Source organism: Bacillus sp. SIMBA_026 (assembly GCF_046535335.1).
Lineage (GTDB): Bacteria > Bacillota > Bacilli > Bacillales > Bacillaceae > Bacillus > Bacillus velezensis.
In genome coordinates this window covers 135,512-160,659 of the sequence record NZ_JAWRWX010000001.1, presented here as the reverse complement: position 1 = coordinate 160,659, position 25,148 = coordinate 135,512, and the positions used below count along the sequence as shown (strand labels likewise).

The window sequence follows — 25,148 nt, the reverse complement described above, 5'->3', positions numbered from 1 at the left end:
CATCATGATTACATCATCATATTCAGATACAGCCGGACAAGCGCCGGAACAGATCGCAATTCAGACAGAAACAGAACAGATCACCTATCAAACTTGGAACAGGCTAGTAAACCAAACCGCAAACTGGCTTGGCAGCCTTTCAGGTAAGCCGGAAAACATTGCAATATTACTGCCGAACGGCATCCCATTTTTACAACTTTTCGCAGGCGCGGCGCATGCCGGCTGCACGGCGGTTCCGTTAGATCCCCGCTCGGCAGCGGCGGAACTCGCGGATCAGCTGAACATCAGCAAAACCGACCTCGTCATCTGTGACCGCCGGCTGAGCGGCAGACTGGACAGCGTCAAAACGCCTGTCATCCTGTGGGATGAATGCAGGCCTTTGATCGAGGCGGAAAAAACGGAAGGCGCTTTGATCAAAAACGCCGGCCTGCCCTTTTATACCGGGTTCACCTCGGGATCGACCGGTAAGCCGAAAGCCTTCACCCGCTCTCACCGTTCGTGGCTGGAGAGCTTTTCTTGTACGAAACGTGAATTCGGCATTTCCCCTGATGACAAAGTGCTGGTACCGGGCACGCTTCGCTCGTCACACTTTTTATACGGCGCCGTCAGCACTTTGTTTATCGGCGGAACCGTCATCCTTCAAAGAAAATTCAATCCGGCCGGAATGAAAGACCGGCTCAGACAAGCTGACGTTCTATATACCGTTCCGACAATGACGGACGCCCTGCTCTCACTAGAGGCGTTTCCCGATACACCGCTCAAGGTGATTTCTTCCGGTGCAGACTGGCCCGCTTCGTCAAAACAAGCGCTGTCAGAGCGCTATCCCCATTTGCGGTTGTACGATTTTTACGGAACGTCTGAGCTGAGTTTCGTGGCGTTCTTATCGCCTGAAGACAGCGCCCGGAAGCCTGACGCGGCGGGCCGTCCGTTTGAAAATGTTACAATCGAAATCCGCCGGCCCGGCGGAGAACGCTGCATGCCGGGCGAAACGGGGAAGATTTTTGTGAACAGCCCGATGAAATTTTCCGGATACATCAACGGCGCAAAACCTGATGATTCCGGCTGGATGACGGTTGATGACATGGGATATATCGATCGTGAAGGCTATCTTTATATCGAAGGACGTGAAAACGGGATGATCGTATCAGGCGGCCTGAATGTATTCCCGGAAGAGATAGAACGTGTGCTCAACCGCTGTCCGGGCGTCAGAAAAGCGGCCGTCATCGGCATTCCTGATGATTATTGGGGCAGTATCGCCGTTGCGGTGATCGACGGACATGCAAATGTAAAGGAACTGAAGAAACAGTGCCGCGAGCAGCTGGCGGCATATAAAATCCCGAAAAAATGGCTGTTTTCAAAAATACCGGAAACAGCCGGCGGAAAGATCGCCCGTGCCGCCGTACAAAAGCAGGCAAAGGACATGATGGAATGGAAGCTGTAATTACGGATGCGAAACGGACGATTTTCGCCCGGGAAAACGGCCTGTTAAAAGACTGTCTCCCAGAAGATTTGGCAGCTCCGCTGATTCGCCATTTGAGCCGGAACACGCCCGAAGACATTGATGAAGTCCTGATCGGAAACGCGACGGGCCGCGGCGGGAATCTCGCCCGGCTGTCAGCCTTGGCCGCCGGACTTCCTTTGAGCGTGTCCGGTACGACCATCGACAGGCAGTGCGGCTCCGGACTGGACGCCGTGAGGGTCGCGTGCCACTTTGTCAAAGCCGGCGCGGGGAGCACGTACATCGCGGGAGGAGCCGAGAGCAGCAGCCGTTCCCCTTTCTCATCCCGGGCGCGCTTTTCTCCTGAACACATCGGCGATCCTGATATGGGCATAGCGGCCGAGTATACGGCACAGGCTTACGGCGTAACGAGAAAGATGCAGGACGAATATGCCCTTCTCAGCTATGAACGGAGCGTCAAAGCGCACGAAGACGGCTTGTACCGCCGGGAAATTCTTCCCTGTCACGGATTCGCCGCTGACGAAAACATGCTGAAAAAGCGGAACATGGAGCCTCTCATCTCCCGTGCCAAACCCGTCTTTCAGTCCGGAGGCTCTGTCACCGCCGCCAACAGCTGCGGAATTTCTGACGGGGCGGCGGCAGTTTGTGTGATGGAAGAACAAAAAGCGCGGTCTCTCGGTTTAAAGCCGGGATTGCGTTTTATCGGAAGCGCGGTAAGCGGCGTCCATCCGCATTATCCGTCAGCAGCTCCGGTGTATGCCGTCAAAAAGCTTTTGAAGGAACGGGAACTGTCACCGGATGATATTGATATATACGAAATCAACGAGGCGTTTGCCGTCAAAATATGCGTTTTTTCACAGCAGCTTCAAGTACCGTATTCTAAAATAAATGTCCGGGGCGGCGCTCTGGCCGTCGGGCATCCGTACGGGGCTTCCGGGGCGGCGCTTGTCACCCGGCTTTTTTATGAAGCAAAAAGACGCCCGGATGCCCGCTACGCAGCAGCAGCAATCGGCAGCGGAGGGGGAGTCGGACTGGCGCTTCTCTTTGAAGTGTTAACGTAACGGCAGTATAATAGATGATATCGATAAAAAATTGATCGGAGTGGAGACTTTATGACTGCCGTTTGTTTAGTAAGACATGGAGAGACTGATTGGAACGCCCAAAAGAAGCTTCAAGGCAAATCGGATATTCCGTTAAATGCGACGGGAGAGCGTCAGGCGAAAGAAACAGGAGAGTACTTAAAGGGGTCCGAATGGGATGTCATCGTCTCAAGCCCGATGAAACGGGCCAGAAAAACAGCTGACATTATTAACGGGTTTTTGAATCTTCCCATTGTCGTCATGGAAGATTTCAGAGAACGGAGCTACGGTGATGCGGAAGGAATGTCTTTACCGGAACGGTCGAAGCGCTACCCAGATAAAAACTACCCGAACATGGAGACCGCAGAAGAGCTGACAGACAGAATGCTTGCCGGTTTAGTGAAAGTTCAGGAGCGGTTTCCTGAGCAAAAAGTACTGATCGTCGCTCACGGCGCAGCCATTCACGCCCTCTTGTCCGCCATTTCAGACGGTGATACCGACATACAAAACGCTAAGCTTGTCAATGCGTGCCTGAGCAATATCGAACGAATTAAAAATAAGTGGCGCGTCAAAGATTACAATGTAAGCAGCCACCTGTCAGAATCATAACAAAAAGGCCCGAATTCAGTTTTGGGCCTTTTTGGCGAGCATTTTTTTCTGAAGATCATGTAATATGGCGTCCGCACCGTCAATGCTCCGGCGCTCCGTCCATACCGCCCTGTCCGCGCGGTAAACGTGTCCGTTTTTTACGGCTGTCAGCTGTTTCCAGAGGTGATTTTTTTCGGGTTCTCTCTCACCGTCCAACAGTACGATGTAATCAGGATCGATATGCAAAAGCTGCCCGGGCGTCATTTTGATAGAGTCTGATTTCCCGCCGGACTCCGTCTGGACCGCATATGTAAACCCTGCGAGCGTCAAAAGCCGGGACGTAAAGAACTGATCATTCTTTACGGAAATGCTGCCATTTGCAGCGTCAATTAATAAAATCGTGCCGCCTTCTGCATCCAGCTTTCTTTTGATGTCATTCAGCTTTTCTTCCTGAGCCAACAATTGTTTCTCTATGATGCCCTCTTTACCGACCGCCTTTTCAATAGTAAGGGCAGCGTCAACCGCATCCTGATAATCCGCAGCTTCATTTTTTAAAGCGATTGTCGGAGCGATCTTCGTCAGTTTATGGTAGATCCCCCTGTGAAGGCTTGAGTCTGCAATGATGAGATCGGGTTTTAACGAAGTGATCTTTTTCAAATCGGGATGTGACGGGGGCCCGACGGACGGACTGCCGTCGTTTCGCTCTTTCCGGTTATCCGCCGCGGCCGCCGGCTTTATGCCGAGATCATGGAGGGTGTCAATAAAGCCCTCATTCAATACGGCGATGCGCTGCGGGTGCGCAGTCACATGCGAGGTCCCCAGATCGTGCCTGACGGCGGTTTCATGTTCCTGTTCTGAGCATGCCGTTATGAAGAGAACGGATAAGATCATCAGCATACTGAAAATTGGTTTCATCTGTTCCTCCTCTTTCGTTTTTCCGCAATTATATCATTGACAATATAAGTATCAATGATATTCATTATCATTATTTTTATAAAATGGTTTCACAGCTTTTCTCCGTCAAGAAAGCCGAAGACTGATTCATGCCGGCCGCTTTATTTCATTCCGCTTTCGTTTCCATCAGACTTCTGCATTCAACAAAAGGTGACATTTATCCTGTTTTTTCCTCAGCTTCCAAAAATGGAATCAAACCGTTCGACCCAGCAAACAAGAGAGCGATTGCGGCTGTGTACAAATACTCATGTCCTTCCATCGGTTTTTTCCATTAAAATTTAAATATTTCGGGTTCCTATTAAACGAAAGAGAGATGATATACCTAAATAGAAATAAAACAAACTGAAAAAAATTGGGTCTACTAAAATATTATTCCATGCTATACAATTAATCCACAGAATAATCTGTCTATTGGTTGTTCTGCAAAAGAAAAAAGGAGTGGATAAAGAGTGAGAGGCAAAAAGGTATGGATCAGTTTGCTGTTTGCTTTAGCGTTAATCTTTACGATGGCGTTCGGCAGCACGTCTCCTGCCCAGGCGGCAGGGAAATCAAACGAGGAAAAGAAATACATTGTCGGATTTAAACAGACAATGAGCACGATGAGCGCCGCCAAGAAAAAAGATGTCATTTCTGAAAAAGGCGGGAAAGTTCAAAAGCAATTCAAATATGTAGACGCAGCTTCAGCTACATTAAATGAAAAAGCTGTAAAAGAGCTGAAAAAAGACCCTAGCGTCGCTTACGTTGAAGAAGATCACGTTGCAAAAGCGTATGCGCAGTCCGTGCCTTACGGCGTATCACAGATTAAAGCCCCTGCTCTGCACTCCCAAGGCTTCACCGGATCAAATGTTAAAGTAGCGGTTATCGACAGCGGCATCGATTCTTCTCATCCTGATTTAAAGGTAGCAGGCGGAGCCAGCATGGTTCCTTCTGAAACAAATCCTTTCCAAGACAACAACTCCCACGGAACTCACGTTGCCGGTACAGTTGCGGCTCTTAATAACTCAGTCGGTGTATTAGGCGTTGCGCCAAGCGCATCTCTTTACGCTGTAAAAGTTCTCGGCGCTGACGGTTCCGGCCAGTACAGCTGGATCATTAACGGAATTGAGTGGGCGATCGCAAACAATATGGACGTTATTAACATGAGCCTCGGCGGACCTTCTGGTTCTGCAGCGTTAAAAGCGGCAGTTGACAAAGCCGTTGCTTCCGGCGTCGTAGTGGTTGCGGCAGCCGGTAACGAAGGCACTTCCGGCGGCTCAAGCACAGTGGGCTACCCTGGTAAATACCCTTCTGTCATCGCGGTAGGCGCTGTTAACAGCAGCAACCAAAGAGCATCTTTCTCAAGCGTAGGTTCTGAGCTTGATGTCATGGCACCAGGCGTCTCTATCCAAAGCACGCTTCCTGGAAACAAATACGGCGCGTACAATGGTACGTCAATGGCATCTCCGCACGTTGCCGGAGCGGCTGCTTTGATTCTTTCTAAGCACCCGAACTGGACAAACACTCAAGTCCGCAGCAGTTTAGAAAACACCACTACAAAACTTGGTGATGCTTTCTACTACGGAAAAGGGCTGATCAACGTACAGGCGGCAGCTCAGTAAAACATAAAAAACCGGCGTCGGGCATGGCCCCGCCGGTTTTTTTATTATTTTTCTTCCTCCGCATGTTCAATCCGCTCCATGATCGACGGGTGGCTCCCTCTGAAAATTTTGACGAGAAACGGCGGGTTGACCCGGCTCAGTCCCGTATCGGCCAAGTCCTGAAACGTCTCAATCGCCGCTTCCCGGTTTCCGGTCAGCTCGATGCCGTAGCGATCGGCGGCGTTTTCCTGATACCTGGAGACGGCATTCGTAATCGGATCAGAAGCAAAACTGAGAACGGATATGAGCAGCAATAACAGCGGGAGGGCGGCCAGATCTTCAGGCCCCTTTATATGAAGCATTCGGCCGAAGAATTTGGACAGCCGCTTATAAAGCTTGTCAATGATACAGAACCCGGCTAATGACAGCAGCAGATACCCGGCCAGTCCGATGTACACGTGCTTCATCACATAGTGCCCCATCTCATGCCCCATAATGAACAAAATTTCCCGATCCTTCAGTTTGTTAAGCGTCGTATCCCACAAAACGATTCGCTTATTCGAACCGATTCCCGTCACATACGCATTCAGCGCATTCGTTTTCTCCGACATATTTACTTCATAAACATGGCTGGCCGGAATGTCGGCCTTGTCGGCAAGCGACAAAATTTTGCTTTCCAGCTCCTTGTCTTTCAGCGGATAAAAATCATTGTATAAAGGATCAATCACGACCGGCTGCAGGAAAAACAAAAACAGGGTAAACGGCACAGTAAGACACCAAGCGTAAAACCACCATTTTTTTGTATGCTTTGTGATCAGCCAGTAAAACACAAGCACACACACGGCAAACAGCGGAAAACTGATCCAGAAATCAATGACATGGTCTCTTATCCAGCTTGCTGTTGTCTGCGTCGAAATATGATACGCAAGCGAAACCCGATATCCGATCCATTCAAGCGGAAGCGAAGCCGCCGTAACGATGAGTGAAATCACAAATACGAAGCTTACGATTTGCAGCACCCGAAAGCGCACCGCGGCTTCCAGCCAATGCTTTATTTTTTTGGCAAGCCCCGTAATGAGCAGCAGAAAAAATAAAAACCAATCTAACGGCGCACCGATGAAAAATAAAAAATCCTTTACATTTGAAAAGTTTTCAGCGGCTGCCAGGCGGCCCGGGTCCATAAACGAGGACGGATCGGCTTTCGTTCCCTTTACGGCCTCCGGGACGGCGGAGTCTCCTGTCATAAAGAAATACCAATAGAAAAAAAGGCCGTACAGCACATAGGCAAGCCCCGCTGCCGCTATCCATTTGCGCATGGAAGTCTCCCTCCTTAGCCTTATGACTTACTCCTATTGTAAGCATAAATGCAAATAAATAGAACCAAGCCTCCGAAACGGATGTTAATCTTTTCACAACAGAAAAGAATGGAACAACAGGAAGCGGGAAAGACTAAAAAACGGAGTGATGAATATGAAAAAAATAATCGCGTTTATTGTAGTAATCGCCCTTTTGGCTATTGCTTTCTTCTATGTATACAGCCGGACCGGCGATGTGTTTCCATCAAGCAACGCAGATCTGATTATTCTGTCTGAGCACGGAAAAAAAGAAATCAAAATTAAAGACAGGCAGAATGTAAAAGATATGCTCGATATCTTGAACCAAGGAAAACAAGTCAAACTGACCAAAAGCGTATCTCCCGATTACGACGGAACGGTCAAATACCATGAAGACCGTTTTGATTCATTCAGCATGTGGCTCGAAAGCGGCAATTATATGATGTACAAGTATAAAAACACGTATTACAAACTGACCCGGCATGATACGAAGCTTGTGCAAAGCATCATTAAGGAAGAATCACAGAGCTGACCGGATCAGCATGTAAAAGCGAAGCCCCCCGGCTTCGCTTTTCGTCCGTCATTTCGGAAGCATGTCCCGGACCGCCCGTCTCAGCAGCTTCCCGGTCGCGTTCTTCGGAATCTCATCAAGAAAAACCACTTCCGCCGGCCGTTTATATTTTGCCAAATGTGTTTCACAGTAATCAAAAACCGCCTGCTCTGTCAGCTCACCGTCCCCAGGCACTATATAAGCATGCACCGCTTCCCCCGTTTTGGCGTCAGGAACGCCGATGACCACGGCTTCTTTAATGCCCTCATGGCTGTAGAGCACTTCTTCTACTTCGCGCGGATAGACGTTGTATCCGCCGACGAGAATCATATCTTTTTTTCTGTCGACGATATAAAAATAACCGTCTTCGTCGCGCTTCGCCAAATCACCCGTGTACAGCCAGCCGTCTTTCAGCGCGTGCTCCGTCTCCTCGGGCATCTTGTAATAGCCTTTCATCACATTCGGCCCTTTCACGATCAATTCTCCCACTTGATGGTCAGGCAATTCGCGTCCGAGTGTATCGACGACTTTATTTTCGACATGTAAAATATTCGTCCCGATCGAGCCGGGCTTTCTCCCCCGGTCAAACGGATTAAAACAAGTAACCGGAGACGCTTCAGAAAGTCCGTACCCCTCCAGAATGGTGACGTCAAAGGTTTGTTCAAACGTCTGCAACAGAGCGACCGGCATGGAGGCCCCGCCTGAAATGCACAGTCTGACGGACGCAAAATCCTCCGCCTTGCCATGCTCGTATTGATACAGATAGTTATACATCGTCGGAACGCCGGCAAAAATGGTTGCCTGACGGCTTTTAATCAGTTTAAACACAGAAGCCGGGCTGAATTGCGGCTCGATTAAGACACACGCTCCGCTCATCAGAGGCGCATTCATACAAACGGTTAAACAAAAAACGTGAAACATCGGCAATGCCGCCACAATTTTGTCTTTCTCATTCATTCCTAAGTATCCGGCGACATCATTTGCATTGGAGAAAAGATTCTGATGGGTGAGCATGGCGCCTTTCGGTTTTCCGGTCGTCCCTGAGGTGTATAAAATGACGGCAGTATCATCTTTGGACAATGTCGGATAAGTTCTGCTGCGCTCCGCCGGGCGGAGCATTTTTGTAAACGTTGTCATTTTTAAGCGCAATTGAGGGTCTTCTGTCGATGGAGCGTTCTCTGCTGTCTGGCTGATAATGATATGCTCCAGCAGCGGCAGCGAGCCGTGCAGGCTTTCAAATACGGGAATTAAAAGGTCGATGCCGGCGATCGCTTTGACATCGCCGTTTTTCAGCATGTATGCGATTTCTGAAGGTGTATATGCCGGATTAACAGGTATGACGACAATTCCCGCTTTTAACGCGCCGAAAAACGCAATAACAAAATCAGGCGTATTTCCGAGCAGCAGCGCGAGATGATCCCCTTTTTTCAGTCCCCTGTCCTCCAAGCCGTTTGCAAATGCTTTGATTTTACCTGCCAGCTCCTCATACGTCATGTACTGATCTTGAAACAGACAAGCTGGTTTTTCCGGTTTCTGCGATGCCGTTTCTTCCAATTTGGAAACCAGATTCATTTTCCCACCCCTTTAAAAAAGTAATGAATGAATAGTCATTCATTTATCCGGAATAAACGTTCACTTTTATTATAGAAAAATACAGAAAAACACTCAAGGGCAAAAAGCCCCGAGTGCCGTAAAACCGGAAACTATAATTGTTTCAGCGCTTCACTGACCGGCGTGCCGCCCGCTGTCAGATCGAATGCTTTTTCATACGTATTCGGTTCATCAAGGGATGCGATAACGGTCTTGGCGACATCGTCTCTTGAAATGGAGCCTCTTTCTAAATCGGCCGCGGCTTTGATATTTCCCGTGCCGGGATCATTTAATAACCCGCCCGGCCGGATAATCGTATACGTCAGACCGCTCGCTTCAAGAATTTTGTCCGCATAATGCTTTGCGGCGTAATACGGCTTCAGCGCTTCATTCCAATTGCCGCGGTTATGAGCCTGCAGGGCACTTACCATAATGAACCGCTTGATGCCGGCTTTCTTTGCCGCTTCTATCGCTTTCGCCGCTCCGTCAAGATCAATCAAAAGCGTCTTATCGTATCCGGTGCTTCCCCCTGATCCGGCGGTAAACACAATCGCGTCACAGCCTTCAGCGGCTTTCGCGATGTCTTCCGTGCTTCCTTCCAAATCTGCAAGAACGGCTTCTGTTCCCGCGGCTTGAAGCGCTTCTTTCTGCTCTTGTTTCCGGACCATCGCCCGCAGCGTATGCGTGCCGTCTTTTTGAAACAATCCGGTAAGCCGCTGTCCGATCTGTCCGTTTGCTCCGATGAGAAATACTTTCATCATGATCCCTCCCCATTCATTATGGTTCTATCATTTCACAAAAACGGGCGCTGATTCAAATCATGCGTTCGGCAAATGTTCTAATAAATCAGCTCGAGGAAATCTTCCAGCTCTATTTTGCCGAAATACTGTTTCAGATCAATTCCGGCCAGCGCCTCCTTGATAGCGGTTCTGTCATACTGTTTTCCGGTCAGCGCCTGTTCGACTTCACTCACATCTTTCGCACCGAAGAAATCACCGAAAATTTTGCAGTCCTGAATGATTCCTTTTTTCACTTCAAGACGCAGATCAATCGATCCGACCGGATAACGTTTCGAATGCTGAAGATTAAATGCGGGCGACCTGCCGAAATTCCAGTCCCAGTTTTGATAGCGCTCTTCTGAAATCTTCCGGATCGCTTTCCAGTCTTCATCGGTCAGTTTATATTCCGGCACTTCGGAAAGATCATTTGTATTAAAAATATGGTGAAGCAGATGCTTTTTGAATTCGTCCGCCGTCATTTTGTCATCAAGAAACTCGCTGATGTTGGCGACACGGCTTCTGATTGACTTAATGCCTTTTGATTCGATTTTGTCTTTTTTCACTTTCAAGGCTGACACAACATGATCAATGGCGGAATCCAGCATTAATGTTCCGTGGCTGAAAATACGCCCTTTCGTCGAAAATTGAGCGTTGCCGGAAATTTTTCTGCCGTCCGCGACGATGTCGTTTCGGCCGCTTAATTCAGCTTCTACACCGAGCTGACGCAGCGCCTGAATAACGGGTTCGGTGAATTTTTTGAAATTGTGAAAGCTGTCGCCGTCATCCTTGGTGATAAAACTGAAATTCAGATTCCCGAGGTCATGGTAAACCGCACCGCCTCCTGACAGCCTGCGGACGACGATGATTCCGTTATCTTCTACGTATTTCGTATTGATTTCTTCTATTGTGTTTTGGTTCTTCCCGATGATAATCGACGGCTGATTGACATAAAACAGCAGGTATATCTGTTCAGGGTCGAGATGCTTCACGCAATATTCCTCGATCGCGAGGTTGATCCTCGGATCGGTTATGTTTTGGTTGTCGATAAATAACATGGTGCTCCTCCTTTATTTCTCCCACTTCAATCCGGAAGCGGCGATTGTCACTTCGCCCCCGAATACGGATTCCGCTTCTTCTTTCAGCTTCCGGTGCTCGCCGAAATGAGGCAGATGCGTGAGAATCAGCTCCCCCGCTCCGGCCTCCTTCGCGATACGTCCGGCTTCCAAACTGTTCATATGGCCGGCTGACGTGCCGTCCTGGTCTGCGTAAAAATTGCACTCGCAGATCAGCAGATCGGCATTTTCCGCAAACGGGATAAACGCGTCCTGGTAGCTTGAATCAGCCGTATACACAACAGAAGCTGAACCGTCAGTAATCCGCATCGCATAACAAGTGACCGGATGCACCGTTTTCAGAAAGGTAATGGTGAACGGCCCGGCAGAAAGCGGGCGGTCCGGCTGATAGGCCACTCCCTTTGTATGCGTTTTATATGTAAGACGCTCAAACTGTTCTATATCAGCATCATGCCCGTAAATCGGCAGTGCATGCGTCCCTTTTCCGAGAAAGGAGCCGACCTGTTTGGCAAATTGAAGCGGCCCGATATCAGCGATGTGATCATGGTGATAATGGGACAAAATGACGGCATCAAGCTCTTCTGCCGGAACATAGGCAAATAGCTTTGATAATACGGCGCTTCCGCAATCGACGAGCAGAGAATAGCCGCCGGACTGAAACAGATAGCCTGAAGTTGCTTCGTTTGCGGCCGGAAATCCGCCGCAGCATCCAATGACTGTAATTTTCATATGATCCTCCGAATGTTTATGATAAAAAGATCCTTTCCTCCAATATACCTATTTTTCGTACAAATTGCATGTTTTAAACATTGTGCCAAAACAGCCGTTGATTTTCCAAAACTGTTATAATACAATATAGAGAAAAAACAATGAAAGAGGGATGGGTATGTTGGAAAAGATGTCGGATTTTTTCAGAAATTTACCCGGTAAGAAATGCGAAGAATGCGGAAATGAGATTGTTGAACAGTATGAGTGTCACATTAATTTGTGCAATGACTGCTTGAAAATTAAGGATATGTGACAATAGGGCGCCGCACAATTCTAAGTTGTGCGGCGCCCGTTTTTTCGGCCGTCATCATACTTTCTGAATAGGGCGTTATTCACCATTATTAGCAATTATCTGTACCTTTTAAAAGATTCAGTATTTTCAATCTATATTTTTCTATAGACGGATTGTTTTCTTTTCTATTATAATTTGTTCTAATAGCTATCTTTTTAGATACTTATTGCACTTTTTTCTTCGGGAGGTAATCTATGAAAAAATTACGCTTTGGACTAGCGACGCAAATTTTCGTCGGACTCATACTAGGGGTTGTAGTCGGTGTCATCTGGTACGGCAATCCCGCCATTCCAACATATTTACAGCCTATCGGCGATTTGTTTTTACGCTTAATCAAAATGATAGTGATTCCAATTGTGGTCTCCAGCTTAATCATCGGCGTTGCCGGCGCGGGAAGCGGAAAACAAGTCGGAAAATTAGGCTTCAAAACGATTTTGTATTTTGAGATCATTACCACTTTTGCCATTATTCTCGGGCTGGCTTTGGCGAATCTGTTTCATCCGGGAACAGGCGTTAATATACATGAAGCTCAAAAGACAGATATCAGTCAATATGTTGAAACAGAAAAAGAACAAAATAACAAATCTATCGCAGACACATTCCTGCATATCGTACCGACAAACTTCTTCCAATCATTAGCCGAAGGAGATCTGCTTGCCATCATCTGCTTTACCGTGCTGTTTGCACTCGGCATCTCGGCAATCGGTGAAAAAGGAAAGCCTGTCTTGGCCTTCTTTGAAGGTGTTTCTCATGCGATGTTCCATGTTGTGAACCTCGTCATGAAAGTTGCGCCGTTTGGTGTTTTTGCGTTGATTGGTGTTACCGTTTCCAAATTTGGGCTCAGTTCCCTGCTTTCACTCGGTAAACTGGTCGGTTTAGTATATGTAGCTTTGGCTTTCTTTCTCATTGTTGTATTCGGAATCGTCGGAAAGCTTGCCGGAGTAAACATTTTCAAATTCCTCGCCTATATGAAGGATGAAATTTTATTAGCGTTCAGTACGTCAAGCTCCGAAACCGTACTCCCCCGCGTTATGGAAAAAATGGAGAAAATCGGCTGTCCGAAAGGTATTGTTTCCTTTGTTGTGCCGATCGGATATACCTTTAACTTAGACGGATCTGTGCTGTACCAATCAATCGCCGCTTTATTCCTCGCTCAGGTATACCACATTGACTTGTCCATTTGGCAGCAGATTACCCTTGTGCTTGTCTTGATGGTCACTTCCAAAGGAATGGCTGCCGTGCCCGGGACTTCTTTCGTCGTCCTGCTTGCGACATTAGGCGCATTCAACATTCCTGCAGAAGGCCTTGCATTCATCGCCGGGGTTGACCGGATTATGGACATGGCCCGTACGGTCGTCAATCTGACCGGAAACGCTCTGGCATCCGTTGTGATGTCAAAATGGGAAGGCCAGTATGATCCCGTTAAAGGCGCGAAGGTCATGAGCCTCGCCAAAACAGAACAAAACACAACCATCTCAGGTTAAAATGAAAACCCTGCACGGAATGATTTCCGCGCAGGGTTTTTTATGCCATCGGCGATAGAACGTACCGGTGCAAAAGCTTCGCCGTATTAAGAAGCGATAATTCATGCGTGCGTTCAAAAGCGTGTGAAGCGTCAATTCCCGGGCCGATCAGCCCGTGGACGATGTCATGGCCCGAACGGATGGCTGCTGAGGCATCAGAACCGTAATACGGATAAATATCAAGCTGATAATCAATGCCATAGCGCTCCGCAAGCCCGGCCAGATGTTTTCTGAGCTGATAATGGTACGGGCCGCTCGCATCCTTCACGCAAATGGAGACGGTATATTCATCCGTAGACTGGCCGTCGCCGATCGCTCCCATATCAACAGCCAAGTATTCGACGGTCTCAGGAGGAATGTTGGAATTGCCGCCGTAGCCGATTTCTTCATTATTAGAAATCAGAAAATGCGTCGTATACGGAAGTTCGATTTTCTCTTCCGTGATGCGGCGGATTAAATTCAAGAGCAGAGCCACGCTCGCTTTGTCATCAAGATGACGGGACTTAATAAAGCCGCTCGGCGTAATCTGCACACGCGGGTCAAATGAGATGAAATCGCCGACCCTGATGCCGAGATCAGACGTCTCTTCCTTCGTCCGGACAGGCTCATCAAGGCGGACTTCCATATTCTCCTGATTCCGCTCTGCCTTGCCGGCGTCCTTGTAGACGTGCACTGAAGTCTGATGCATTAAAATGGTGCCTGTATAGGTTTTGCCGGAAGAAGTTTGGATCTCGCAATATTCCCCTTCAATCGAGTTATAGCGGAAGCCGCCGATCAAGTCAATCTTCAGCCGGCCGTCCGCCTTTATTTCCTTTACCATCGCGCCGAGCGTATCGACATGCGCCGTCAGCAATCTGTGTTTCTTGTCATCACGGCCGGGAATTGTGACAAAAAGACCGCCTTTGCGGTTTCTGTAAGAGGAGACGCCCCATTCTTTTAAAAGACTTTCTGTATAGGCGATAACCTCGTATGTATTGCCCGTCGGACTCGGAATCGACACCAATTCTTTAATCAGTTCCATCGTATGTTTTATATTTTCCACAGGTCATTCCTCCTATCAATTTTATTCTTCTTAAAATATACTCTTTTGATCCACAACCCGTCCAATCTTTTCCTTCTCTTTTTTCATAGAATGAAGGGAGCATGAGCATAGGAGGGAAATGTATGATCAGCCGTAAACCGCACAAGCGGAAAAGGTTTCATAATGATTGGTTTGAGGATTGGTTTGAGGATGATTGGTCTGGTGCAGCCTTCTGGGGCTGTAAAAAAGAAAAAGATCACTGTAAAAAGAAAAAAGAAGACCCTTGCAAAAAGAAGAAAGAAAAAAAGAAGCATCATCATTCATGCTGCCGCTGCCGTCATTGGTAATCGTTCACACAAGCCCGTTTTACAAATAGATTTCTCATGCTCCCCAAACAGCGGATGCTGCTTGGGTTTTTTTATTAAAATTAGTACCAAGTAATAATATCAGGTGTTATAATCTGATATAAAGGAGTGATTTTTCATGTCAAAATCTAAAATTACAGCAATCGGTACATATGCTCCGGCACGCCGATTAACAAACGCGGATTTGGAGCGCATCGTCGATACATCTGATGAATGGATCGTCCAGCGCACCGGTATGAAGGAAAGACGCATTGCCGGCGAACATGAATTCACATCGGATTTGTGTGTGGAAGCGGTGAAAAACCTTGCAGAACGATACAGCGGAACTCTTGATGATGTCGATATGATCCTTGTCGCCACAACGACGGCAGACTATGCGTTTCCAAGCACCGCGGCACGCGTGCAGGCTTACTTCGGCTGGCCGCACACGGGGGCGCTTGATATTAACGCCACATGCGCTGGACTCACTTACGGCCTTCAGCTCGCAGACGCATTAATTACCGCCGGTTCCCATCAAAAAGTGATTGTCATTGCCGGTGAAACATTATCAAAGGTAACGGATTATACTGACCGGACGACCTGCGTTCTTTTCGGAGACGCTGCAGGCGCCCTATTGGTGGAACGCGATGAATCAGCGCCGGGCTTTTTGGCAGCCGTGCAAGGAACAGCGGGAGGAAGCGCGGACGTGCTGTATCGCACGGGACTGAGCGCAGAATTAAACGGCGAGCCGCTTAAAGGCGGAGGAAACATGGTGCAAAACGGGCGCGAAGTATATAAATGGGCGGCCAGAACCGTGCCTGAGGAATGCAATGCCCTTTTAGAAAAAGCCGGCTTTTCAAAAGACGATCTGGATTGGTTCGTTCCTCACAGCGCCAACATGCGGATGATCGAATCCATCTGCGAAAAACTGCCCTTCCCGCTTGAACGGACATTGACAAGCGTTGAATATTACGGCAACACCTCATCGGTTTCTATTATTCTCGCTTTGGATGAAGCTGTGAAAGCAAAAAAACTGTCGGAAGGCCAGACGCTGGTATTATTCGGGTTCGGCGGAGGATTGACGTATACCGGACTGTTGGTAAGATGGGGATTTTAATAGTACGACGATCGAAATCTAAAAAAAGAGGCCCTGAGCATCTGCTCAGGAGCCTCTTTTTCTTATGCTGTTATTTCTTCTTCCGTTTTGTGTTCTTTTTTGCTTTGCACCGTAAAATACACGATGGTCAGCGCGATCATGACAACGGCGATGCCCAACAGAATGGATGCCTGCTGCCACATATAGCCGTAATCGCCATTTGAGATGACGGCGCGGAACCCGTTGATGCTGTAAGTCATCGGCAGTGCCCCGTGAATCACTTGATAGAATCCCGGGAGGAGTTCAAGCGGGAAGGTTCCTCCGCTTGCCCCGAGCTGGAGCACCAGAATGATGACAGCGATAAAGCGTCCCGGATTTCCCATCGTTGTCGCCAATAATTGAATCATGGACAGGAACGCGATGCTGGTAATCATCGTAAAGAGATAGAATCTCCAAGTGCTCTCCACATCAAGCCCGATTCCTTTTAACAGAACCGTGGCGACTATAACGGATTGAATCAGTCCGACGAGCAGAATGACGCTGAATTTGCTGAGGAACCATTCAAAACCGTTTCTCGGACGCCCTGAAGCTTCACTCAGAGGGAATACGACCGTCAGCATCAAGCCGCCGACATACAAGCCCATAGAGAGAATATAAGGCGTCAGTCCGGTACCGTAGTTAGGCACGGAATGAATCGCGTTATCGTCCGTTTTTACCGGATCGGCAAACATGCTGTACGTTTTGTCATCTGTCTTAATGTCCCCGGTTTGATCGGCCGCATCTTTCAGCTGGCCGGACAATTGTCCGGTGCCGTCTAAAAGCTTGCTTAAACCGGTGCCGAGAGACGCTTGACCCTGCTCAATTTTGGACGAGCCGTCATGGATTTTGTTTTGCGCGTCCAGCAGTTTCGTTAAGCCGCCTGATACCTGGCCGCTCCCTGACACTAACGCTTCTGATCCTGATTTGAGCTGTCCGAACTTGCTGTTGTATTCGCCGATGCCGGCTGTCAGTTTGTTTTGGCTTTCAAAAACGGTCTGCGCTCCGCTGTACAATTTATCAGTTCCAGCCGTCAGCTGGTTAATCGCGTCTTGTACCGCCGCTGCGCCGTTATACAGTTTCGATGTGGACTGAGGCAGTGCTTTCAGCTGATCAGCCTTCGCTTTTACATCTTTGAGCGCGCTTTTTATGACTGACATATCCGGAAGCTGAATATCTCCGCCGGACGGAAGCTGGCTGACGATATTGTCTAAATCCGGAAGGTCGGCTTTCGGAAGCTTCTCATTCAGAAGCTGAATAAGTTTCGCTTTTTGCTCATCCGTTAAGAAATCACTGTCCTTAATCACCTTTTTGACCGCGTCATCCCGGGCATCCAGGTTGTTTTTCAGATCAGAAAGCTTCTTCTTAAACTGCTGCAGGTCCTTTTCAGTCTGCTCGAGCTGCCCAACCGCGTTTTCAATGTCTGACAGGTTGACTGAATTGATCGCATCTTCAAATGCCGCCGCTTTTTGCGACACTTCCTGCGCCTTGCTGTTTAACGCGCTTAATCCATTCGTTAAATCCGGAAGCTTTTGCTGGAGCTGCTTTTGTGCGTCAAGGCTCGTTTTCAGCCCGCTGGCCACTTGGCCTCCTCCTGAAGCAATCTGTCCTGATTTATCTTGAATTTCGGCGCTTGCGCTCTGAAGTTTTGCGATAGAGCTGTCAAGCGTTTGAATTCCGCTTGTCACTTTCGCCGCTCCGTCTGCAAGCTGCTGCGTTTTATCGCTGATGGTAGCGGTGCTTTCAGTAAGCTTCGCTAAATTTTCCTTCAGCTTGGCGCTGCCGTCTTTCGCGTTTTTCGTGCCGTCGTCTATTTTCTTGGCTCCGCTGCTGGCTTTGCCGAGCCCTTTGGCAATATCTTTAAAGTTATCAAAAATGACTTTTGCGTATTGCTCCGTCACTTCTTTCGACACGGAGGCTTTCAGTTTGTCGATCGCCTTTTCCCCGATTGTCGCGCCGACATAGTTTGATCCGGCATTCGTATGATATTTCAGATCCAGCTTCTTCGGATTTTTATCCATTACCGTGCTGGCGTTTTTAGAAAAATCTTCAGGAATCTCGACCAATAAATAATATTTAGCATTTAATAAGTCCTTTAACGATTGATCAAGATCGCTTGAAAAATGCCAATCAAAATTATCATTTTTCTTTAACTCTTTCACAAGATCGTCACCGATCTGAAGATGTTTCCCTTCGTAGTCCGCCCCTTTATCCTGGTTGACAACGACAACCGGCAGCTGATCCACCGTGCCGTACGGGTCCCAGTACGCCTTCAAAAACACTCCGCTGTAAATCAGCGGAACGAATAATATGGCAATGATGGGGATTAACAGTTTCTTGTTCGTTACAATGTCTTTCCACTGGCTTTTTATTGTATTCAACCCTGTTGCCTCCTTCCGCAAACTGACTCATTTGACAAAACGGTCACGGCACCTAAAAAGTGAAGGATCATCTATTATTTAGATAATCCTTGACCAACATACATTTCCAGCAATTCAGCGATCGTCTCTTTTTCAAGAGGCGGATGGTTTTTTTCCCAGTCAAATATCAGTGCGATGTAGAGCTTGAGCATCACAAAAGCGGTCAGTTCCGGATCACACGGTTTAATGCTTCCGTTTTCAATGGCTGTTTCTATCTTTTCTTTAATGTATGACAGAATGGCCCGCTCCATTTTCACAATGACATCCTGAACGGCTATTGTACCAATCTCGGCGTTCTCCTGAAAAATTTTAATAGTCAGCTGGTGTGTTTTTCTGAATTCCAAAATCGCGACAAGCGCCCGGTGGACATTTTCGTGAAATGAAAGCTCCGGTTTCATCGCTTCATCTGCGTGTTCCTTCATTTCTCTTAAAATAGTGGTGAAAATATCATCAAACAGTTCTTCTTTGTTTTTGAAAAACGTGTAGATGGTTCCCTTCCCCACATTTGCAAGCTTTGCCACCAGATCCATTGTCGTTGCTTTGTAGCCGAATTGTGTAAAAGACTTCGTTGCCGCTTCCAGAATGAGCTTTTTCCGATCGACGGACATGTTTCCCACCTCGTTAAATTGACCGTTTGAACGTTTTAGTCATTTTGTACATAAGATAACTTATCACAGTCGCAAAGAAGATTCAAATGTTTTTTCTCTTTATTGGTGTTCCCTTTACAGAACGGGAACATGCAAAAAAACCTCCGTTTTACGATAACGGAGGCTGGTACGTTTCAAATAAATAAGCCAGTGAATCATATACGGCGGCTTTTCCCTGGTCGATACAGTCGGGGATGCCCACCCCTTCGAAAGACGCGCCCGTCGCGTATACGCCCGGATAGGAAGCTTTCAGCGCATCTCTGAACTCTTTGATGCGCTCCTTATGGCCGACATGGTATTGCGGCATGCTTTCGTTCCAGCGGGTCACACAGGTCATTTCCGGTTCGCCATTCATTTTCATTACTTTTTTCAAATCTTCCATTACGATTTTAATGATCTCGTTATCTGAAAGGTCTACGATGGATTCATCTCCGGCCTTTCCGACGTACGCCCTGAGAAGCGTTTTGCCCTCCGGCGCCGCGTGCGGCCATTTTTTATTCGTCCATGTGCAGGCCGTGATGGAGAAGTCGCTGTTTCTTGAGATAACGAATCCCGTACCTTCATGCTCCATCTTGACGGCACCCTCAGGAAAACCTAAGGCAACGTTGGCAACGGACGTAGAATGCATGTCTTTGAGACATGAAACCGCCGGCAGATCAGAAAGCATTTTCGCCGCGGCTTTATGCGGGGCTGTCACTATGCATCCTTCCGCATAGAGCACTTTGCCGTTATCAAGCGTCACGGAATATCCCTTCTCCTCGCGGCCGATATGGGTGACTTTCGTTCCTTTCATCACCTTTGTCAGCGTAAGCTGCTTTTCCAGCTCCTCCACCAACGTTTGAAGCCCTGTCGTCAGCGTTAAAAACTGGCCCTGCTTCTTGGCCGTCAGCTGCTGTCCCGAAGGCTGCGGACGCGATTTTTTCATACCGAGAATCAGGCTTCTGTGCTTCTGCTCAGTCTGATAGAATTGCGGAAACGTGGACATGAGGCTCAGCTTATCAATATCTCCGGCATAAATCCCTGATAATAGCGGTTCTATTAAATTCTCAACGACTTCGTCACCGACGCGTCTGCGGAAAAATTCACCCAGAGACTGATCTTCCTTCGGTTTGCTCGCAGGCAGGACAAAGTCAAGCGCCGCCCGCGCTTTTCCGGGAATAGAAAATAAACCGGTGGAGATGAACGGAGCGATTTTGGTCGGAATGCCCATCACCGCGCCCTTCGGCATCGGATGAAGCGTCTCGTTGACGAGCACGTAAGACTGTCCGGTCGCATTGTTGACGAGCAGATGCTCAAGCCCCAAATCCTTGACGAGCTGCGGCGCGCTTTTTTTCCTTTCCAAAAAAGAATCCGGCCCCCGCTCAATGATGTAGCCGTCTTTATGCGCCGTCTGAATTTTGCCGCCCGCTCTCGGGCCCGCTTCAATCAGGGTGACCTCAAGCGGCAGCTGTTTTTCCTTGATTTCTTTTTCCATGTAGAAGGCGGCGGCTAATCCCGTTATGCCGCCGCCGATGATGACCAGATGTTTTTTATCGCCACTCATTTTTATCGCCTTCTTTACCGTTTAATTCTACTTGTCCAGCTCTTTCAGCACGACCGCTGCAAGCGCGTCGATAAATTCAGGCTGTGCGTTCGGCATAGCCGGACGATAGTAGCTTGCGCCGACTTCTTCGGTCACAGCTTTGCATTCATAATCATTATCGTAAAGCACCTCTAAATGATCGGCAACGAAGCCTGCGGGCACGTATACAAATGCTTTATAAGGATGCTTTTGATACAGCTCGCGCGTGAGATCCTGCACATCCGGCCCGAGCCACGGATCAGGGGTGTTCCCTTCGCTTTGCCAGCCGACTGCGTAATCGGTAATTCCGGCGCCTTCGGCAATCAGTTTTGCGGATTCCTCCAGCTGGTCAGGATACGGATCGCCGTATTCTTTTATTTTTTCAGGAAGGCTGTGCGCTGAGACGATCAGCATCGCGTCATTCCGTTCTTCTTTCGGCATTGATTCATACGTTTTCTTCACCTGGCCGACCCAATAATCAACGAATTTCGGTTCATCATACCAGCTTTCAACAGACTTGATGGTCAAGCCGCCGAGCTTCTCCGCTTCTTCTTTCGCGCGTTTGTTGTATGACTGGACGCTGAATGTTGAAAAATGAGGGGCGAGCACAAGGCTGACAGCTTCTGTAATGCCGTCTTTATGCATGTCCGCCACCGCGTCTTCAATAAACGGTTCAATATGTTTTAATCCGATGTACACTTTGAATGTTACGTCATCCTGGATTTCATTTAAACGCTGTGCGAGCTTCTCCGCCTGCTCCTGCGTAATTTTTGCAAGCGGCGAAATGCCTCCGATCGCTTCATATCTGTCTTTTAAATCTTGAAGCATATGAGGCTCCGGCTTTCTTCCGCGTCTGATATGCGTATAATAACGTTCTATGTCCTCTTCTTTGTAAGGCGTTCCGTAAGCCATGACAAGAAGTCCCATTTTCTTTTTGCTGCTCATTTTGTTAAACACCTCTTTTGATGGTCTGTCTACCTTGATTTTGACAGGAAAATCTTCTTATAACCAACGATCTGCTCAGGAAGATTGTTCCGTTTTTTTGGCCGCGGAATATTCATGTACAAACGCCGTCAGCTTTTTCAGCGTTGCCGGATTGACATCAGGGAATACGCCATGCCCTAAATTGAAAATAAACCCGTCCGTTTTCATGCCTTGATCAAGTATCGCTTTCGCTTTTTTCTCGATGACTTCCCAAGGCGCAAGAAGAAGCGACGGATCAAGATTGCCCTGAACCGTTTTTGTAATGCCTTGTTTTCTGGCGTCATCTATGCCGAGTCTCCAATCAAGACCGACGACATCAAGAGGAAGGTCATGCCAATCCCCGGCCAGGTGGCTTGCGCCTACGCCGAACATGATCAGCGGAACTTGCTCTGCGGAAAGCTCCCGGAAAATTCTGTCCATCACCGGTTTTATAAACTGCCGGTAATCTTCGCGGTTCAGCGCGCCGACCCATGAATCAAAGATCTGAATGGCTTTTGCGCCGGCGTTAATCTGCGCTTTCACATAAACGATAATCATGTCCGCGAGCTTGTCCATCAGCATTTGCCACGCTTGCGGCATACTGTGCATAAACGCTTTTGTTTTGTTGTAATTTTTAGAAGGCCCGCCTTCAATCATATAACTGGCCAGCGTAAAAGGCGCTCCCGAAAAACCGATGAGCGGAACATTCAGCTGTTCGTTTACGAGTAATCGGATCGTTTCCAGCACGTAAGGAACATCCTGTTCGGGATTCAGTTCGCCGAGCTTTTCAATATCCGCAGCAGAGCGCACCGGCTGATCGATCACCGGGCCGATTCCGTTTTTTATTTCAACATCCACTCCGATATAAGGAAGCGGCGTCATAATGTCTTTATATAAAATGGCAGCGTCCACTCCGTACTGCTCGACCGGGAGCCTCGTCACATACGCGCACAGCTCGGGCTGATGCGTAATTTCGACTAAGCCGTACTTTTCCTTCAGCTTGCGGTATTCCGGCTGAGACCTCCCCGCCTGTCTCATGTACCAGACAGGGACGTGATTTGTTTTTTCTCCCCGTGCCGCTTTTAAAAACGTATCATTAAACGCTTCTCGTTTACTCATCTGAATTTCCACCTTTCCTCCTGCAACCATACGTTCGTGTTCTTCGCCCATTACACTATACCTTGTTTTTTCAAAAGCGTATAGAATTGAGGCTTAATGTTCAAAAAATCGCCGAATTCATGATTAAGAAGAAAAAAGCTTCGGCTGAACGTATTCCGTTCCCTCTCCTTCTTGATCCGTCTGTGAATTATATGGAACGACTTTGTATGAAGCCCCTGAAAACAGATTGGCGTACGGTATGTCAAAGCTGCCTTTTCCTTTCACAGAATCCAGAAGCTTGTCTTTTCCGTCTTTCTTCTCATATATTCGGTAAACAACCCGATCATCCTTTTGAATATCCCATTTTAATTGAACCGTAATCAGTCCCATCGCCTTAAATGTATAACGGGCCGACAGGGACTTTACCGCCTCCAGCTCAATCGGGCTGCCCAGTTCCTTCACATTTTCAGGCTTTTTGAATGTCCGGCCGTTTTCCCCCGCTTTTGTGACGATATCTTTAAAGAGTCTGACCGGGTATTGGCTTCCGCCTTTCAGGTAATGGGTTTTATCCGTTTTGTCATAGCCCATCCAGACGGCTCCCGTCAGTCCGGGAGTGTATCCCGCAAACCAGGCGTCCTTTGTCGCGCCGGGGACGCCGGGAAATGTGGTCGTGCCGGTTTTCCCCGCCAGGTCACCTTGATAGCTGCCTTGTGAAGCGGTTCCTTCTTTTACGACCTGCTGAAGCATTCTCGTCATATTCCATGCCGTCTGTCCGCTGAAGACGCGCGTTTTGCCGTTTTTAGGCCCGGACAACGTTTCTCCGTCTTCGTCCGTGATGTTCTCTATAAAAAATGGCTTCGTATACATTCCGTTTGCCGCAAAGGTATGATAAGCTCCGGCAAGCTGAAGCGGGGTGACGCCTTCAGACAGACCGCCCAGCGCAATCGCGAGTCCGTTGTCAGAAACGTTCATGCCGTTTTTCTCAAGATACGATTTTCCCGTATCTACGCCGATCTGCTTCAATGTCCAGACAGCGGGCGCATTTATGCTGTAAGTGATCGCATCCTGCATCGTCACTTCCCCCTTGTACTGTCCGTCATAATTTTTCGGTTCATACCCGTCGTAGGACGTCAGTTTGTCTTGGAGAAGCGAATACGGTTTGAACTTGTCTTCCTGCATGGCGGGCCCGTATACGGCAATCGGCTTAAACGTTGAGCCCGGCTGCCGCTTCGCCGTAACCCTGTTGTATCCTTTTGTCACGTAGTCGCGTCCGCCGACCGCCGCGCGCACGCCTCCGGTTTTATTATCAATAAAGACGGCGCTTCCCTCTGCCGCCTGATCCGTCCCCGGAAAATAGCCGCTTTCCTTCATGAGGGTGTATGCCGTTTTCTGCAGCTTGGAATCAAGTGACGTCCGGATCGTATAGCCGCCTTGAAGCAGCTGTTCACCTGACATCGAATAACGGTCTTCCGCCTCCTTGATGACAAGATCAATATAACTGTCAAACCAAGGCGTTTCTGATGTTTTCTTGACATGAAGCCCCAATGTCCGGCCCTGGGCTCTGACGGCTTCCTTAGCGCTGATATAGCCTTGGTCGTTCATCATTGCAAGAATCGTATCGCGGCGTTCTTTATTTTTATCCGGATGCTGAATCGGCGAATAAAGAGATGGCGCCTTCGGAATCGCTGCCAGAACGGCTCCTTCCGCAACGGTTAAATCTTTTACTTCTTTATTAAAGTAGTAGTGGGACGCGGCTTGAATGCCGTAAACGCCATGGCCGAAATAAAGCTGGTTCAGGTACATTTCAAGCAGCTTGTCCTTGCTGTAATCACGCTCAAGATTGATGGCGATAATGACTTCCTTCGTCTTGCGCAAAAATGTTTTATCATGAGTCAGAAAAATGTTTTTCGCCAGCTGCTGGGTGATCGTGCTTCCGCCTTCCACCTTGCCGCCTGCTAAAACATCCCGGAACACCGCCCGGCCGACAGACTTCACATCAATGCCGTGATGTTCGTAAAACCGTTTATCTTCAACGGCGATAAAGGCTTCTCTCACATCTTCCGGAACCTGCTGAATGGATACCGGCTCGCGATTTTCCGTATAGAGGCTCGCGATTTCATCACCGTTTTGATCGACGATTTTTGAAGATGCGTGCAGTATTAATTTCTTTTCATCGATGACATAATGGCCGAGAAATATAATGATAATGTATCCGATTAACGCGAGAAAAGCGGTTGCCGCCGCAATTACAGCCGGAATAAAGAATCTTTTTTTCTTTTTCAGCATAAGTCACCTCGCCTTTCTTAACTTGTAGTATGGGAAATATTGTTTCGAATTATGTCAGAATGAGTCGCCAATAGAAACTTATACCACTCTTTTGATATACTAGCAAGCAG

22 protein-coding genes are annotated in these 25,148 nt (G+C 48.2%); 9 read left to right on the top strand and 13 right to left on the bottom strand.

Features of this window, described 5'->3' with window-relative positions:
* Positions 1 to 4 precede the first annotated feature (4 nt).
* The 3 genes from SB847_RS00890 to SB847_RS00880 are packed head-to-tail and all read left to right on the top strand — an operon-like array spanning position 5 to position 3,147.
* Complete coding sequence (locus tag SB847_RS00890; RefSeq protein ID WP_410577247.1) at positions 5 to 1,441, top strand: acyl-CoA synthetase; 1,437 nt, start codon at positions 5 to 7, stop codon at positions 1,439 to 1,441.
* Positions 1,429 to 2,520 carry an acetyl-CoA C-acyltransferase gene (locus SB847_RS00885; RefSeq protein ID WP_410577245.1) on the top strand — a complete coding sequence of 364 codons (1,092 nt, stop codon included), beginning with the start codon at positions 1,429 to 1,431 and terminating at the stop codon, positions 2,518 to 2,520. The genes SB847_RS00890 and SB847_RS00885 overlap by 13 nt, the downstream gene beginning before the upstream one ends.
* Positions 2,521 to 2,571: 51 nt before the next feature.
* Positions 2,572 to 3,147, top strand: coding sequence for a histidine phosphatase family protein (locus tag SB847_RS00880; RefSeq protein ID WP_410577243.1), 576 nt, complete (start codon positions 2,572 to 2,574; stop codon positions 3,145 to 3,147).
* A 15-nt stretch (positions 3,148 to 3,162) separates the two neighbouring features.
* On the opposite strand, the gene SB847_RS00875 is transcribed toward SB847_RS00880, so the two are convergent.
* On the bottom strand, positions 3,163 to 4,041 hold the full coding sequence (locus tag SB847_RS00875; RefSeq protein WP_410577241.1) for an ABC transporter substrate-binding protein: 879 nt from the start codon (positions 4,039 to 4,041) through the stop codon (positions 3,163 to 3,165).
* A 488-nt stretch (positions 4,042 to 4,529) separates the two neighbouring features.
* Here SB847_RS00875 and SB847_RS00870 point away from each other — a divergent pair, with 488 nt between their 5' ends.
* Positions 4,530 to 5,678, top strand: a complete 1,149-nt coding sequence (locus SB847_RS00870) for a S8 family peptidase (RefSeq protein ID WP_410577240.1) — start codon at positions 4,530 to 4,532, stop codon at positions 5,676 to 5,678.
* 44 nt (positions 5,679 to 5,722) lie between these two features.
* Here the strand turns inward: SB847_RS00870 and SB847_RS00865 are convergent, their stop codons facing one another.
* Positions 5,723 to 6,973, bottom strand: coding sequence for a M48 family metallopeptidase (locus SB847_RS00865; RefSeq protein ID WP_410577238.1), 1,251 nt, complete (start codon positions 6,971 to 6,973; stop codon positions 5,723 to 5,725).
* Between the two features lie 154 nt (positions 6,974 to 7,127).
* Between SB847_RS00865 and SB847_RS00860 the strand changes: the two genes are divergently transcribed.
* A complete protein-coding gene (locus SB847_RS00860) occupies positions 7,128 to 7,523 on the top strand; it encodes a YhfM domain-containing protein (RefSeq protein ID WP_130571198.1) in 396 nt (131 codons plus the stop codon).
* 48 nt (positions 7,524 to 7,571) lie between these two features.
* Here SB847_RS00860 and SB847_RS00855 read toward each other — a convergent pair whose 3' ends face one another.
* The 4 genes from SB847_RS00855 to SB847_RS00840 form a co-directional block, all read right to left on the bottom strand.
* Entirely contained in the window at positions 7,572 to 9,113 is a 1,542-nt protein-coding gene (locus SB847_RS00855) for a fatty acid--CoA ligase family protein (RefSeq protein ID WP_007409202.1), read from the bottom strand.
* 131 nt (positions 9,114 to 9,244) lie between these two features.
* The gene (locus tag SB847_RS00850; protein WP_044802762.1) at positions 9,245 to 9,889 is read right to left on the bottom strand and encodes an SDR family oxidoreductase; all 645 of its coding nucleotides are present in this window, start codon (positions 9,887 to 9,889) and stop codon (positions 9,245 to 9,247) included.
* Between the two features lie 80 nt (positions 9,890 to 9,969).
* A complete protein-coding gene (gene lplA, locus SB847_RS00845; protein WP_410562950.1) occupies positions 9,970 to 10,965 on the bottom strand; it encodes a lipoate--protein ligase in 996 nt (331 codons plus the stop codon).
* A 12-nt stretch (positions 10,966 to 10,977) separates the two neighbouring features.
* Complete coding sequence (locus SB847_RS00840) at positions 10,978 to 11,712, bottom strand: MBL fold metallo-hydrolase (protein ID WP_007610443.1); 735 nt, start codon at positions 11,710 to 11,712, stop codon at positions 10,978 to 10,980.
* Between the two features lie 151 nt (positions 11,713 to 11,863).
* Between SB847_RS00840 and yhfH the strand changes: the two genes are divergently transcribed.
* On the top strand, positions 11,864 to 12,004 hold the full coding sequence (gene yhfH, locus SB847_RS00835) for a protein YhfH (protein WP_012117221.1): 141 nt from the start codon (positions 11,864 to 11,866) through the stop codon (positions 12,002 to 12,004).
* 233 nt (positions 12,005 to 12,237) lie between these two features.
* The gene (gene gltT / locus SB847_RS00830; RefSeq protein ID WP_003155211.1) at positions 12,238 to 13,527 is read left to right on the top strand and encodes a glutamate/proton symporter GltT; all 1,290 of its coding nucleotides are present in this window, start codon (positions 12,238 to 12,240) and stop codon (positions 13,525 to 13,527) included.
* Between the two features lie 40 nt (positions 13,528 to 13,567).
* Here gltT and SB847_RS00825 read toward each other — a convergent pair whose 3' ends face one another.
* The gene (locus tag SB847_RS00825; protein WP_014720961.1) at positions 13,568 to 14,587 is read right to left on the bottom strand and encodes a M42 family metallopeptidase; all 1,020 of its coding nucleotides are present in this window, start codon (positions 14,585 to 14,587) and stop codon (positions 13,568 to 13,570) included.
* A gap of 143 nt (positions 14,588 to 14,730) precedes the next feature.
* Between SB847_RS00825 and SB847_RS00820 the strand changes: the two genes are divergently transcribed.
* Entirely contained in the window at positions 14,731 to 14,934 is a 204-nt protein-coding gene (locus tag SB847_RS00820; protein WP_410562953.1) for a hypothetical protein, read from the top strand.
* Between the two features lie 136 nt (positions 14,935 to 15,070).
* On the top strand, positions 15,071 to 16,048 hold the full coding sequence (gene fabHB, locus SB847_RS00815) for a beta-ketoacyl-ACP synthase III FabHB (RefSeq protein WP_003155217.1): 978 nt from the start codon (positions 15,071 to 15,073) through the stop codon (positions 16,046 to 16,048).
* Between the two features lie 62 nt (positions 16,049 to 16,110).
* Here fabHB and SB847_RS00810 read toward each other — a convergent pair whose 3' ends face one another.
* The 6 genes from SB847_RS00810 to SB847_RS00785 all read right to left on the bottom strand — a co-directional run bounded on the left by SB847_RS00810 (position 16,111) and on the right by SB847_RS00785 (position 25,038).
* Positions 16,111 to 18,444, bottom strand: a complete 2,334-nt coding sequence (locus SB847_RS00810; protein ID WP_410577235.1) for a YhgE/Pip family protein — start codon at positions 18,442 to 18,444, stop codon at positions 16,111 to 16,113.
* Positions 18,445 to 18,518: 74 nt separating this feature from the next.
* On the bottom strand, positions 18,519 to 19,091 hold the full coding sequence (locus SB847_RS00805; protein ID WP_007610428.1) for a TetR/AcrR family transcriptional regulator: 573 nt from the start codon (positions 19,089 to 19,091) through the stop codon (positions 18,519 to 18,521).
* 148 nt (positions 19,092 to 19,239) lie between these two features.
* Positions 19,240 to 20,673, bottom strand: a complete 1,434-nt coding sequence (gene hemY / locus SB847_RS00800; RefSeq protein WP_410577233.1) for a protoporphyrinogen oxidase — start codon at positions 20,671 to 20,673, stop codon at positions 19,240 to 19,242.
* A gap of 27 nt (positions 20,674 to 20,700) precedes the next feature.
* On the bottom strand, positions 20,701 to 21,636 hold the full coding sequence (hemH, locus tag SB847_RS00795) for a ferrochelatase (protein WP_310526911.1): 936 nt from the start codon (positions 21,634 to 21,636) through the stop codon (positions 20,701 to 20,703).
* 75 nt (positions 21,637 to 21,711) lie between these two features.
* Positions 21,712 to 22,773, bottom strand: coding sequence for a uroporphyrinogen decarboxylase (gene hemE / locus SB847_RS00790; protein WP_003155222.1), 1,062 nt, complete (start codon positions 22,771 to 22,773; stop codon positions 21,712 to 21,714).
* Between the two features lie 123 nt (positions 22,774 to 22,896).
* Positions 22,897 to 25,038: a transglycosylase domain-containing protein gene (locus SB847_RS00785; RefSeq protein ID WP_410577231.1), complete on the bottom strand. Its 2,142-nt coding sequence runs from the start codon at positions 25,036 to 25,038 to the stop codon at positions 22,897 to 22,899.
* Positions 25,039 to 25,148: the final 110 nt, after the last annotated feature.